The organism is Streptomyces sp. NBC_01003, from assembly GCF_045162695.1.
Taxonomy (GTDB): domain Bacteria; phylum Actinomycetota; class Actinomycetes; order Streptomycetales; family Streptomycetaceae; genus Streptomyces.
The window spans coordinates 1,493,577-1,506,606 of sequence record NZ_CP108707.1 but is presented as its reverse complement, the minus strand read 5'-3'; the positions used below and the strand labels follow the sequence as shown (position 1 = coordinate 1,506,606).

12 protein-coding genes are annotated in these 13,030 nt (G+C 70.9%); 10 read left to right on the top strand and 2 right to left on the bottom strand.

The window, feature by feature from the left end; translation table 11 throughout:
* Positions 1 to 13: 13 nt before the first annotated feature.
* From OG698_RS07030 to OG698_RS07020, 3 genes are all read left to right on the top strand, one after another.
* On the top strand, positions 14 to 2,356 hold the full coding sequence (locus tag OG698_RS07030; RefSeq protein WP_406102095.1) for a GH92 family glycosyl hydrolase: 2,343 nt from the start codon (positions 14 to 16) through the stop codon (positions 2,354 to 2,356).
* 158 nt (positions 2,357 to 2,514) lie between these two features.
* Positions 2,515 to 3,921, top strand: a complete 1,407-nt coding sequence (locus OG698_RS07025; RefSeq protein ID WP_406102094.1) for a wax ester/triacylglycerol synthase family O-acyltransferase — start codon at positions 2,515 to 2,517, stop codon at positions 3,919 to 3,921.
* 218 nt (positions 3,922 to 4,139) lie between these two features.
* Positions 4,140 to 5,651: an SDR family NAD(P)-dependent oxidoreductase gene (locus tag OG698_RS07020; protein WP_399979224.1), complete on the top strand. Its 1,512-nt coding sequence runs from the start codon at positions 4,140 to 4,142 to the stop codon at positions 5,649 to 5,651.
* Between the two features lie 4 nt (positions 5,652 to 5,655).
* Here OG698_RS07020 and OG698_RS07015 read toward each other — a convergent pair whose 3' ends face one another.
* Both OG698_RS07015 and OG698_RS07010 read right to left on the bottom strand, forming a co-directional pair.
* A complete protein-coding gene (locus OG698_RS07015; protein WP_406102092.1) occupies positions 5,656 to 6,477 on the bottom strand; it encodes an SDR family oxidoreductase in 822 nt (273 codons plus the stop codon).
* 39 nt (positions 6,478 to 6,516) lie between these two features.
* Positions 6,517 to 7,098: a metal-dependent phosphohydrolase gene (locus OG698_RS07010; RefSeq protein WP_406102090.1), complete on the bottom strand. Its 582-nt coding sequence runs from the start codon at positions 7,096 to 7,098 to the stop codon at positions 6,517 to 6,519.
* A 170-nt stretch (positions 7,099 to 7,268) separates the two neighbouring features.
* Here OG698_RS07010 and OG698_RS07005 point away from each other — a divergent pair, with 170 nt between their 5' ends.
* The 7 genes from OG698_RS07005 (at position 7,269) to OG698_RS06975 (ending at position 13,008) form a co-directional block, all read left to right on the top strand.
* Complete coding sequence (locus OG698_RS07005) at positions 7,269 to 7,754, top strand: fluoride efflux transporter FluC (RefSeq protein WP_406102089.1); 486 nt, start codon at positions 7,269 to 7,271, stop codon at positions 7,752 to 7,754.
* On the top strand, positions 7,751 to 8,107 hold the full coding sequence (locus OG698_RS07000) for a DUF190 domain-containing protein (RefSeq protein WP_406102087.1): 357 nt from the start codon (positions 7,751 to 7,753) through the stop codon (positions 8,105 to 8,107). Before OG698_RS07005 ends, OG698_RS07000 begins: the two co-directional genes overlap by 4 nt.
* Positions 8,104 to 8,484 (top strand): fluoride efflux transporter CrcB, encoded by a 381-nt coding sequence (gene crcB, locus OG698_RS06995; RefSeq protein ID WP_406102086.1) that lies wholly within the window; start codon positions 8,104 to 8,106, stop codon positions 8,482 to 8,484. The genes OG698_RS07000 and crcB overlap by 4 nt, the downstream gene beginning before the upstream one ends.
* Positions 8,485 to 8,593: 109 nt before the next feature.
* Positions 8,594 to 9,370 carry a DUF4142 domain-containing protein gene (locus tag OG698_RS06990; RefSeq protein ID WP_406102085.1) on the top strand — a complete coding sequence of 259 codons (777 nt, stop codon included), beginning with the start codon at positions 8,594 to 8,596 and terminating at the stop codon, positions 9,368 to 9,370.
* A 320-nt stretch (positions 9,371 to 9,690) separates the two neighbouring features.
* On the top strand, positions 9,691 to 9,864 hold the full coding sequence (locus OG698_RS06985) for a hypothetical protein (protein ID WP_406102083.1): 174 nt from the start codon (positions 9,691 to 9,693) through the stop codon (positions 9,862 to 9,864).
* A 53-nt stretch (positions 9,865 to 9,917) separates the two neighbouring features.
* Positions 9,918 to 10,397 carry a GNAT family N-acetyltransferase gene (locus OG698_RS06980; protein WP_406102082.1) on the top strand — a complete coding sequence of 160 codons (480 nt, stop codon included), beginning with the start codon at positions 9,918 to 9,920 and terminating at the stop codon, positions 10,395 to 10,397.
* Between the two features lie 247 nt (positions 10,398 to 10,644).
* The gene (locus OG698_RS06975; RefSeq protein ID WP_406102081.1) at positions 10,645 to 13,008 is read left to right on the top strand and encodes an alpha-L-fucosidase; all 2,364 of its coding nucleotides are present in this window, start codon (positions 10,645 to 10,647) and stop codon (positions 13,006 to 13,008) included.
* Positions 13,009 to 13,030: the final 22 nt, after the last annotated feature.

Genomic DNA, 13,030 nt, shown 5'->3' with positions numbered 1-13,030 from the left:
AGGCGGTCTCGCCATGAGATGGACCCAACGGCTGCGCGGAGCGGGGACGGCGGTGGCGGCGGCCGCGCTCCTGGGCGGTGCGCTCGCCGTGCCGTCGGCCCAGGCGGCCGCGTCCGACGAGGGCCGGCTCACCGATCTGGTCAACCCGTTCATCGGCACCGAGAACGAGGGCAACACCTACCCGGGCGCCGCCGTGCCCTTCGGCATGGTGCAGTTCTCGCCCGACACGGGCCACAACACGGGTTACGACTACTCTGAGAACCACATCCGCGGCTTCTCCACCGTGCATCTGTCCGGTGTCGGCTGCGGCCTCGGCGGCGATCTGCCCGTGCTGCCCACGACCGGCGACATCACGTCGACCGACTACGCCAAGTACGCGGCCGAGTTCAGCCACGACGACGAGAAGGCGAGCCCCGGCTCGTACAAGGTCGGTCTGAAGACGGGCATCGAGGCCGAGCTGACCGCGACCGAGCGGACCGGCGTGCAGCGCTACACCTTCCCCGCCACCGACAAGGCCAACGTCCTCATCAACGCAGGCCAGTCGCTGCACAAGACCCTGAACACCAAGGTCGAGATACTCGACAACCGCACCGTGCGCACGGCCATCACCGGCAGCGGCTTCTGCCAGGACACCAAGCCGTACACGGTGTACACGATCACCCGCTTCGACCGGCCGTTCACCACGTCGGGCACCTGGAAGGGCGACGCCGTCACCGAGGGCTCCAAGGAGTCGACGGCCGGAGGCGAACGCAGCGGCGCGTTCGTGCGCTTCGACACGTCCAAGGACCGCAGCGTCGAGGCGACCACGGCGATCTCGTACGTCGACGCGAAGGGCGCGGCGCTCAACCTCCGTTCCGAGGGCGGCCGTTCGTACGACCGTGTCGAGCACGCCGCGCAGGCCGCGTGGGAGGACCGGCTCGACGACGTCAAGGCGCAGGGCGGCAGCGACACGCTCCGCCGCACCTTCTACTCGTCCCTGTACCGCTCGTTCCTCGCGCCGAACATCGGCAGCGACGTCGACGGCCGCTACACCGGCTGGGACCAGAAGATCCACCGCGCCAAGGGCTACACGTACTACCAGAACTGGTCCCTCTGGGACACCTACCGCACGCAGGCGCAGCTCCTGTCGCTGCTCGCGCCGCGCGAGTCCCGCGACATGGCGATCTCCGTCATCAAGATCGACGAGGAGAGCGGCTGGCTGCCCAAGTGGGGGTACGGCACGGTCGAGACGAACATCATGACGGGTGACCCGGTCACTCCCTTCCTCACGAACGCCTATCAGCAGGGTCTGCTCAAGGGGTACGAAGAGCAGGCGTACCGCGCGCTGAAGAAGAACGCCGACGGGGTCCCGCCCGCCGACTCCGCGCCGGTCGGCCGCGAGGCCAACAAGGAGTACATCGCGGACGGCTTCGCGCCCTACATCAAGGACCGCGCGCATGTGAAGCCGGGCGACTCCGACTACGACCACGGCGCCTCCGCGACCCTGGAGTACGCGCTGTCCGACGCGATGCTCGGACAGATGGCGAAGGACCTGGGCCACAAGGACGACGCGGCGCGGTACACACAGCGGGCGCAGAACTACCGGAAGATCTTCGACAGTTCGACCGGCTTCTTCCGGGCGCGGGACGCGGCGGGCACCTTCACGGGCCCGGCCGACCCCGCCGAGAGCGAGGGCTTCCACGAGGGCACGTCCTGGCAGTACCAGTGGCTCGTCCCGCAGGACCTGCCCGGGATGGTCGGCCTGATCGGCGGCACCGAGCCGGCCAACGACCGCCTCGACTCGTTCTTCGCGTACGACCAGCTGGTGCAGGACCCCGCGAAGACCGCCCGTGAGGTGTGGGTGAACGGTCCGTACGACTACTACAACGCGGACAAGTACAACCCGCAGAACGAGCCCGACCTGATCGCGCCGTACACGTACCTCTCGACCGGTCAGCCCTGGAAGACGACCGATGTCGTGCACGCCGCGCTCACGCTCTTCACGGACGCCCCGACCGGCATGACCGGAAACGACGACCTCGGGACGATGTCCGCCTGGAACGTCCTGTCGTCGATCGGAATCTTCCCGGTCCAGCCCGGCACGGACACCTGGGGGCTGTCGACCCCGGTCTTCGAGCGGGTGGACGTGACCCTCGACCGGCGCTACTACCCGAAGGGCCGCCTCACGGTGAAGGCTCCGGGGACGTCGGACTCGGCGCGGTACATCCAGTCGGCGCAGACCGACGGGACCGCTTTGGGGAAGACGTATCTGACGACGGACGACATCCGCGGGCTGCGGGAGCTGTCCTTCACGGTCGGCGACAAGCCCTCCACCTGGGGAACCTCCGCCGAAGCGGCGCCGCCGGCGCTGAAGTAACCGCACCGCACGCCCCACCAGCACCACGAGACCCGCCCCTTCACCGAGGGGGCGGGTCTTAATCTGTTGTTTACTGTGTGTAGCTTGATCGTACTTGACCGTAATCACTGGAGAGCGGTTGACTGCTTTCCCCCGACGTCGACGCGAGAGCGGCCTCAGTGAACTCTCAGCAGTCCCAGCACTCTCGGCCCGCGCCGAGCCCGGACCTCCTCGCGCCACTCGACCTGGCCTTCTGGAACATCGAGTCCGCCGAACACCCGATGCACCTGGGCGCGTTGGGGGTGTTCGCCGCGGGCTCGCCGGGCGACGTCCAGCACGCGGTGGAGCTGCTCGCCGCCCGCGCCCCCGCGGTCCCCGGCCTGCGCATGCGCATCCAGGGGGTACGGATCCCCGTCGGCGGCGCGGCACGCGTGCCCGTACCCGACTTCGACCCGCTCGACCACGTACGGCTGGGCGAGCCCACCGCGGACTTCCACGCCGCGGCCGGCGCCCTGATGGAGCGGCCGCTCGACCGGGCGAGGCCCCCGTGGGAGGCGCATGTCCTGCCGGGCGCGGACGGCACCTCGTTCGCTGTCCTGTTCAAGTTCCACCACGCGCTGGCCGACGGGCTGCGGGCGCTGACGCTCGCCGCCGGGGTGATGGACCCGATGGACCTGCCCGTCTCGCGTACGGCGCCCGCCGTCGCGGCTCCCCGCGGGTTCCGGCTGCCGTTCCCCGGCATGCGCGACCTGCGGCTCGGCGACCTCGACCCGCGCAAGCTGCCCGGCCTCCTGCGGGAGGGCGCCTCCAGTGCCGTCACGGCGCTCGACATCGGCACCTCCGTCGTCCGCGCCACCTGGGACGTGCACACCTCGCCCGCCTTCTCCTCGAACGCCACGGGCACTCGCAGCACCGAGGGCGTCGTCCTCGAACTCGACGATGTGCACCGGGTCCGCAAGACGGTCGGCGGCACTGTCAACGACGTCCTCATCGCCGTCGTCGCCGGGGCCCTGCGGCGCTGGCTCGACGAGCGCGGCAACGGCAGCGAAGGGGTACGCCCGCGGGCCCTGATCCCCGTCTCGCGGCGCCGGCCCCGCACGGCCCACCCCCAGGGCAACCGGCTCTCCGGCTACCTGGTGAAGCTGCCGGTCGACGAGCGGGACCCGCTCGCCCGGCTGCGCGCGGTCCGTACGGCCATGGACCACAACAAGGACGCGGGCCCGCAGCGCGGCGCCGGCGCCGTGGCCCTGCTCGCCGACCATGTGCCGCCGCTCGGTCACATGATCGGCGGGCCCGTCGTCGCCCAGGCGGCCCGGCTCCTGTTCGACATCCTCGTCACGAGCGTGCCGCTGCCGAGCCTCGGCCTGCGGCTCGGCGGCTGCCCGCTCACCGAGGTCTACCCCCTCGCGCCACTGGCCCAGGGACAGTCCCTCGCGGTCGCGGTGTCCACGTACCGGGGGCGTGTCCACTACGGCCTGGTCGCCGACGCGGCCGCGGTCCCCGACCTGGACGTACTCGCGACCGGCATCCGCGAGGAACTCGCGGCGCTGGTGCGCGTGTGCGAGACGGTGCGGGGGACGGTCTGACGGGGGGCGGTCCGTCCTGACGGGGGAGGGGGCGGGCCGCGTCCTACGGCCGGAACTGATCAAGGTCAAGGACCGGCGTTCCCGGGAGGGCCCGGGAGCGGGATAAACTGCCCACTTGGCGGAATGTCGACAGCAGGTTGTAAGGTTCCGCCTTTTGGGAGTATCCGCGGTCACTCACAGCACGCCGCGGTCCGAGTGACGCGAGGAACGCAGCGGCGATGACGATGACAGAGGACAGCCCGACGGGCGCCACCGACGCGATGGTGGTGTCGCAGGAGTCGTTCGGCCCCGGGATCGACCCCGAGCGGCTGGCCGTCTGCCTGAGCGTGCTCGACGAACTCGACAAACTGGATGTGGACCACCCCGACGCGATCCGGGTCAGGCGCGCCACGGCCGGTGTCTACCGGACCGTGAAGCAGCGCCGCCGCCAGGAGCGCCGCGCCGCGAAGACCGCCCACGACAAGGCCGTCACCGAGGCGACCGCGACCGGCTCCGCCGAGCGCATCGACGACGAGACCGAGGGCCTTCTGCCGTCCTCGCAGGTCGAGGAGGGCAAGCTGGCGGGGATACTCCAGCGTCCCCGCTCCTGCTACACCTGCAAGGCCCGGTACGTGGAAGTCGACTACTTCTACCACCAGCTCTGTCCCGAGTGCGCCGCCGTGAACCGCGCCAAGCGCGACATCCGCGCCGACCTCTCCGGCAAGCGCGCCCTGCTCACCGGCGGCCGCGCCAAGATCGGCATGTACATCGCGCTGCGCCTGCTGCGTGACGGCGCGCACACGACGATCACGACGCGCTTCCCCAAGGACGCCATCCGCCGCTTCAAGGCGATGGACGACTCGGCGGACTGGATGGACCGCCTGGAGGTCGTCGGCATCGACCTGCGGGACCCGGCCCAGGCCGTGGCGCTTGCCGAGCAGGTCGCCGAGCAGGGCCCGCTGGACATCCTCATCAACAACGCGACGCAGACCGTACGCCGGCTGCCCTCCGCGTACGCCGCCCTCGTCGAGGGCGAGAGCGCCCCGCTGCCGGCGGGTGAGCTCCCCGCCCACCACGTCATCGGCGCGTTCAACTCCGGCGCGGTCGACGGCCTGACCGCGCTGCCCGCCGGTATCTCCGGCATCGACGCCCAGAAGGTCGCCGATCTCGCCCTGGTCGCGGGCAACGCCAGCGTCGCCCGGCACCGCGACGGCAGCGCCATCGACGCGGGCGGCCTCGTCCCCGACGTCGTCGACAGCAACACGTGGGTGCAGACGATCGAGCAGATCTCCCCGGTGGAGCTCCTCGAGACCCAGCTCTGCAACTACACGGCGCCGTTCATCCTGATCAGTGCGCTGCGCCCGGCGATGGCCGACGCCGCGAAGAAGGCGTCCAGCGGACGCGCGTACGTCGTGAACGTCTCGGCGATGGAGGGCGTCTTCGGCCGCGGCTACAAGGGCGCGGGGCACCCGAACACGAACGCCGCGAAGGCCGCCATGAACATGGTGACGCGGACCAGCGCCCAGGAGATGTTCCAGACCGACGGCATCCTCATGACCTCGGTCGACACGGGCTGGATCACCGACGAGCGCCCGCACTACGACAAGCTGCGCCTCGCCGACGAGGGCTTCCACGCTCCTCTCGACCTGATCGACGGCGCGGCCCGCGTCTACGACCCGGTCGTCCGGGGCGAGGCGGGCGAGGACCTGTACGGCGTCTTCATGAAGGACTACGCGCCCGGCAAGTGGTAGTGCCCTAGCGAGTGTCCGGCAGCCGGTGGCGGAGCTGCTGGTGGACGGAATCGGTCAGGTCCGGCGACGCGGCCCTGACCCGGGTTCCGCCGTCCACCAGCAGGTCGGCGCCCGTCACCCAGGCCGCCTCGTCCGACACCAGCCAGCGCACCGCCCGGGCCACGTCCTGCGGCTCCCCGATCCGGCCCAGTGGCAGCCCCGCCGCCACGGACTCCTCGGCGTGCTCCCACACGAAGCGCGCCATCTCCGTGCGCACGAGCCCGGGCGATACGGAGTTGACCCGCACCAACGGGGCCAGTTCGCCCGCGAGTTGCTGTGTCAGATGCAGCAGCGCCGCCTTGCTCGTCCCGTAGGCGCCGACGCGCGGGCCGACGTGTCCGGCGCCCTCGGTGCAGATGTTCACCACGGCCCCGCCGTGCTCCGACATCCAGGCCCGCCAGGCGCACTGCACAAGCCGCAGCGGCGCCTCCACGTTGACCGTGAACGCCTCGCGCCAGACCTCCGGATCCGCCTCCATCAGCGGCCCGTACGGCTCATTGGTCGCAGCGTTGTTCACCAGGATGTCGAGCCGGCCGAACGTGTCGAGGGCCCGCTCCGTCAGCTCCCACAGATGCGCGGGGTCGGCGACGGACCCCGCCAGTCCCGTGGCCTCGGCGCCGCTCTTCGTCAGCGCGGCGACGGTCTCGCGGACCCCGTCCGGATCGCGCGCCGTCACACACACCCGCGCCCCGGCCGCCGCGAGCGCCACGGCGACGGCCCGGCCGATGCCCCGCGACCCCCCGGTCACGACGGCCACCCTGCCTTCCAGCGAGAGCTCCGAAGTCATGGGGCGTACGGTCTCATGACGGGGCGTCAGTCCGACATGTCAACTACGTAGCGATGGTGTGAAGTTGGTGGAATGGAGCCCCTGCGCGACCAGCTCCACCACGGGCCGCCAGTCCTCCATGACCCCCGCGTCGAGCCCCACGACCTTGCCCGCGTCGTCCGCCTGACGCAGCGTCACCGCGTCGTCGGCCAGCGGGTCATGGGCGAACGCCGCCGCCTCCTCGGGCGTCATCGGCCCGCCCTGCGTCTCCAGCGTCAGCGCGCTCTGCGGCGACAGGCCGCGCGCCGGATCCGATGTCGCCAGGTAGCGCTTGGCCGGGACGTGCAGCTGCACAAGACGGGCGACCCGCTCCCCGAGCAACCCCCGCACGGCGGCCGCCGCCGTGTCGGCGTGGCCCGCGTCGTCGCCCGGCCGCAGCAGGTGGCCTATGTCGTGGACGAGCCCCCCGAGCTGGAGCTCCTTGTCGCTGGGGTGGCCGCGGCGCAGCAGCGCGGCGGTCTGCAGCGCGTGGTCGTGCAGGTCGACGGGGTCGCCGCTGCGGTCGGGGGTGTCCCACGCGCCGCGGCAGGCGTGCAGAAGATCCATCAGCTCGTCGACGCTGCGCAGCTCGACCCGTGTCATGTGTGACTCCTCCCTGGGACCCGTAAGCCGGTGTTCCGGCAGGACACCATGGCCAGCTTTCGCCGGGGACAACGGGACATTAACGGCGAGTCCGGACCGGCTATAAGCTGACCGCAGACGGTGATCTTCACTGGTGACGCGGCACTGGGCCGAGGAGGAGACGGGCACGGATGACAGGCGGGCAGTCCCCGGCGGCGGACGAACCCAGTGATCCGGACCTCGACCTGCGCGTGCCGGCCCGGCGGCGCGCGGCCCTGCGGGCGCAGGGCCCGGTCGTGGCCGTCGTCTCTCTCGGCGGCGCCCTCGGCGCCGGCGCCCGCTACGGCGCCGCGCTCCTGTGGCCCACCTCGCCCGGCGCCTTCCCGTGGACGACGATGTGGGTGAACGCGCTCGGCTGTTTCGTGATCGGCGTGTTCATGGTGATCATCACCGATGTGTGGACGGCGCACCGCCTGGTGCGGCCGTTCTTCGGCACCGGCGTCCTGGGCGGCTTCACCACGTTCTCCACGTACGCGGTGGACATCCAGCAGCTGGTGGACGCGGGCCGGGCCTCTACGGGCCTGATCTACCTCGCGGCGACGCTCCTGGCGGCGCTCGCCGCGGTCGGGCTCGGGGTGGCGCTGACGCGCTGCGTACTGGTGTGGAGGAAGCGATGACGCGACTGACCGGCCGTGCCCTGCGACTGACGGTCTTCGTCGGTGAGAACCACACCTGGCACCGCAAGCCCCTGTACAGCGAGATCGTGCACCGGGCGCACAAGGCGGGCCTCGCGGGGGCGAGCGTCTTCCGCGGCATCGAGGGGTTCGGGGCATCGTCCCTGATCCACACCTCGCGGCTGCTCTCGCTCAGCGAGGACCTGCCCATGGCCGTCGTGATCGTCGACACCGAGGAACGGGTCAGGGCGTTCCTGCCGGAGCTGGACGAGCTGGTGTCACAGGGCCTGGTCGTCCTCGACGACTGTGAGGTCATCCGGTACGTGGGCCGGGAGAACGGCGGAACGAGGGCGTGAACTGGCTCCTCGTGATCGCCGGCGCGATGGTCGGCGCACCGCTGCGCTATCTCACCGACCGGGCCGTGCAGACCCGCCACGACAGCGTCTTCCCGTGGGGGACGTTCACGGTGAACGCCTGCGGCTGCCTCGTGCTCGGCCTGCTCACCGGCGCCGTTGCCGCGGGCGCCGCCTCGTCGCAGGTGCAGCTGCTCATCGGCACGGGCCTGTGCGGGGCCCTGACGACGTACTCGACGTTCTCGTACGAGACGCTCCGGCTCGGGGAGGACGGGGCGCGGCTCTTCGCCGTGGCCAACGTGGTCGCGAGTGTCGCCGTCGGCCTCGGCGCCGCCTTCGCGGGGGTCGCGCTCGCCGACGCCCTCTGGGGACCGGGCTAAAAAAAGGGGGCGCGAAACCCTGAACGCCACGCCTGTCACGTCCGTACCCTCCCGTACCAACAAGTAGCTCGCCCCCGCGGCGAGTTGACGCCGGTATCGGGAGGATTGCTTGCGACGCATCAACGGGACCGCGCTCATCTTCGCCGCCCTGGTCGCCACCCTGGGCGCGCTCGCCTTTCCGATCTGGTCGTACGCCGACCGCTCGGGCACCGGGGCGGCCAATCTGAACGCGGGCAGCGTGGCCACCCAATGGGGTCCCCTGTCGGCCACCGACCGGGACTTCCTGGTCAAGGTGCGGCTCGCCGGGCTCTGGGAGATACCGGCCGGCCAGCAGGCCATGGAGCGGGCGCCGACGCAGGCGATCAGGATGGCGGGCGACCACCTCGTCGTCGGCCACACCGACCTCGACAAGCGCGTCCGCTCGGTCGCGGGCCGGCTCGGCGTCGAGCTGCCGAACCAGCCCAACCCGCAGCAGCAGGGCTGGCTCGACCAGCTGAGCGCTGCGAGCGGCAAGGACTACGAGAACAAGTTCGCCAACCTGCTGCGCGACTCCCACGGAAAGGTCTTCGCGCTGATCGCCCAGGTCCGCCACACCACCCGCAACACCCTCGTCCGCGAGCTCGCCACCGACGCCAACCAGACCGTCCTCGACCACATCACCATGCTGGAGAACACGGGCGACGTGGACTTCGACGCCATCGCGAACGAGGCCGCGGGCACCGCCACCGCCAGCCCCACCGGACCGCCGCCCCCGGGAGGCGTGCTGCCGCCCGCTCCGCCCCCCGCCGAGCCGTCCGGTTCGCCGTATGTGACGTCCCAGCCGTCGGCCGAGCCGACCGACGATCCGGGGCGATCGATCAACACGGACCGGCCGGACCCCACGTAGTCGTCACCCAGTCGCGTGTGAGGTCGCCGGTGGCCGAATGAATCCCCGGCGACCCCCAGCCGTCTCCCTGGTTTCGGCCCCATCGAGCGGGGTCCTGCTCATATGGTTACTCTGTCTGTAGCCGACGGACAGCGAAACGTGGTCCTACCAGCACCCGTGGTCCGTCGCGGGACGGCCCGATCCCGGGCCGCCCAAGCAGGAAACCGGCGCCACCGCGCCCGAACCGGTATCGAAACCAGCCCGACCGGGCGCCGGACGCCCGACGGGAACGCCGGGCGTGGCGCGCCGGACAGGGTTACCCGACACACAAGGAGTGCGCGGTGACACCAGAGAAGACGAATCGCGAGCAGCGCCCCCGAGAACGCACGGAGCGCGTGGGGCGGCGGCCCGAGAAGCTGGGCAGCCTCGACGTGTGGGCCCGCTCGGCCCCGATCAGGCTCGCGGGCTACGAGGACGACCTCGCGGAGCCCCACATCCTGCCGAGCGTGGACTGACCGACCCCGGCCCCGTAACCGCCCCTGACCGGCCGCGTGCCAGACTCACGTACATGCTGATCAGGGACGCAGAGGACAAGGACTGGGCGCAGATCTGGCCGTTCTGGCGGCAGATCGTCGGATCCCGCGAGACGTACGCCTGGGACCCGGACACCTCCGAGGCGCAGGCCCGGACCCTGTGGATGGGTCCGGGTAAGCGCGTGTACGTGGCCGAGGCGGACGGCGTAGTCGTCGGCTCGGCCTACGTCGCGCCGAACTACGGCGGTCCCGCCGTCGGCATCGCGAACGCGGGCTTCATGGTCGACCCCGCCCAGGGCGGCCGCGGCATCGGGCGCGCCCTCGCCGAGCACGTACTGGAGCGCGCGAAGGCCGACGGCTACCGTGCCATGGTGTTCAACGCGGTCGTCGAGACCAACCCCGCCGTCGGCCTCTGGACCTCCCTCGGTTTCACGATCCTGGGCACGGTCCCGGACGCGTACGAACACGCGCGGCACGGCCGAGTGGGGCTGCACATCATGTACCGCGCGCTGTGACGCGCCGGCCCCCGACGGCGACAGGTCCCCGGAGACCGGTTTCGCGCCTTCTTCGCCCCCACTGACAGACGGCCGTTTTCGGACATTCATTGCGGATGTCCGCTGACGGCCCGCCGTGGATGAGCGGTCATCGGATCACTCTCTCAACTCCCGCCTCTGCGCGGCCCATTGACGCGCCCACGGACCCCTACCATCATCAGACCTCCGATGAATGCCCAGCCTTGAGCCGCATCAGGGAGTGCTGAGTATGAGTTCGTACCCAAGACGCCAGGTCCTCGGGACGGCCGCGGCCGTAGCAGCCGCGGCCGCGGTACCGCTCGCCGCCGCCGGACCGGCCGCCGCGTCCGACGCGACGGCCACCGCCCGGACCGCGTCCACGGACGCCGTCTGGGAGCCCGTCCCCGACCCGGTGCCCGTTCCGCTCGACGCCCTCTTCGACAACGACGGCGTCGACACCGCGGACGCCCGCGGAGGCGACTTCGACGGCAGCGGCTACACCTTCCCCGGCGAGGAACTCCCCGCGGGGCCTGTCCAAGTCGACGGGATCGCCTACGTCTTCCCGTCGTCGGCGGTGGGCGCGAAGAACAACGTCGTGGCCATGGGCCAGCGCGTCGAGTTGCCCAAGGGCCGCTATCTGTCCGCCCTGTTCCTCACCGCGGGCAGCTACGGCAACGCGTCCGGCAGTGCGACCGTCCACTATGCCGACGGCTCCACCGCGAGCGCCGGACTCGGCGGCGCCGACTGGTACGCGGCCGGCGGCCCGCTCTCCGCCGCCTACCGCTACAAGCCGGACGGCACCAAGGACACCAGCCGCGTAGGCATAGGCACCAGCGAGATCCCCCTCGACGCGCAGCGCGAGGCCGTCGCCATCACGCTGCCGAAGCTGAACCCGGCCGAGGCGAACAAGACCGCCCTCCACGTCTTCGCGCTCTCGCTCCAGCCGGCCGCGCAGGGCCGGGCGCTGGCGCTGCGCGACGCGCACTCCACGTTCTCGCTCCTTGAGTCCACCGGCGCGCAGAGCGTCGAGGCGACCGTCGTGAACGCGGGCACCGTCGGCATCGTCACCGCCGACGCCCTCACCGTCAGCGTCGACGTGCCCGGCGCGCGCACCGTCGAGCCCGCCCGCGTCACCCGCCTCGCCCCCGGTGAGCAGGCCCGCGTCCGCGTCGGTATCCGCAACCGCGCGGGCACAGCGCCCGGCACCGTCCAGGACGGCAAGGTCGTCGCCACCGGGCGCGGACACCAGGCCGCCGCCAGCACCAGGAAACTCACGCTCGGCGTCCCCGACTACCAGCCGACCGACGCGTCGCTCTCCGGACACCAGGCCCCGTACTGGTTCCACTCCGCGAAGTTCGGCATCTTCATCCACTGGGGCGTCTACTCCGTGCCCGCGTGGGCGCCGGTCGGCAAGCAGTACGCCGAGTGGTACTGGGACCAGATGCAGGACCCGAACAACCCGACGTACGCACATCACAAGGCCACGTACGGCGAGGACTTCGCGTACGACGACTTCATCCCGATGTTCACCGCGAAGAAGTGGGACCCGCGCGCGTGGGTCGAGCTGTTCCGGGACGCGGGCGCCCAGTACCACGTCCTCACGTCCAAGCACCACGAGGGCTTCGCCCTCTGGGACACCAAGCTGTCGGACCGCAACTCCGTGAAGATGGGCCCCAAGCGGGACATCATCAAGGAGCTCTTCGACGCGTCCCGCCGCTACACCCCCGAGCTGCACCGCGGGCTGTACTTCTCGATGCCCGAGTGGTTCAACCCGGACAACCCGTGGATGGGGCACGCCCCGCGCAACCCGTACACCCTGGAGCCCGTCCCCTACACCGGCTACACGTCCGGCAAGGACTACGTGAAGGGCTTCCAGGCCCCGCAGATGCTGGAACTGATCCACGACTACGACCCGCAGCTCCTGTGGTGCGACATCGGCGGCGTCAACGACTCGCACAACGTCCTCGCCGAGTTCTTCAACCACGGCAAGAACCGCCCGAAGCCGTACGAGGTCGCCGTCAACAACCGCTCCGGGATCGGCTTCCACGACTTCACGACGCCCGAGTACACGACGTACGACAACACGGTCGTCGCCAAGTGGGAGTCGAGCCGCGGCCTTGACCCGTACAGCTACGGCTACAACGCCGAGACGCCCGACGACCGCTACATGACGACCGAGGAGGTCGTGCACAGCCTCGTCGACATCGTGTCGAAGAACGGCAACTTCCTCCTCGACATCGGGCCGCGCGCCGACGGCACCATCCCGGAGATCATGCAGACCCGGCTGCGCGAGACGGGCCACTGGCTCAAGACCAACGGCGAGGCCATCTACGACACCACGTACTGGTCGCGGATGGCGCAGCTCGGCGAGGACCTGCGGTTCACGGTCAGGCCGAACAAGGCGTTCTACATCCACTCGCTCGCCGAGCCGGGCGCGACACTCACGGTTGAGGCCGCTGTGCCGGTCAGGGCCGGGGACAAGGTCATGATGCTCGGCTACGACCGTCCGCTGAACTGGCGCACCACGGGCGGGTCGTTCGTCGTGGACGTGCCGGCGGCGGCACGCGCGGCGGGCGAACACGTGTGGGTGTTCAAGGTGGAGTGGAGCGGCTGAGACGTGACGGGGTGAACCTGTG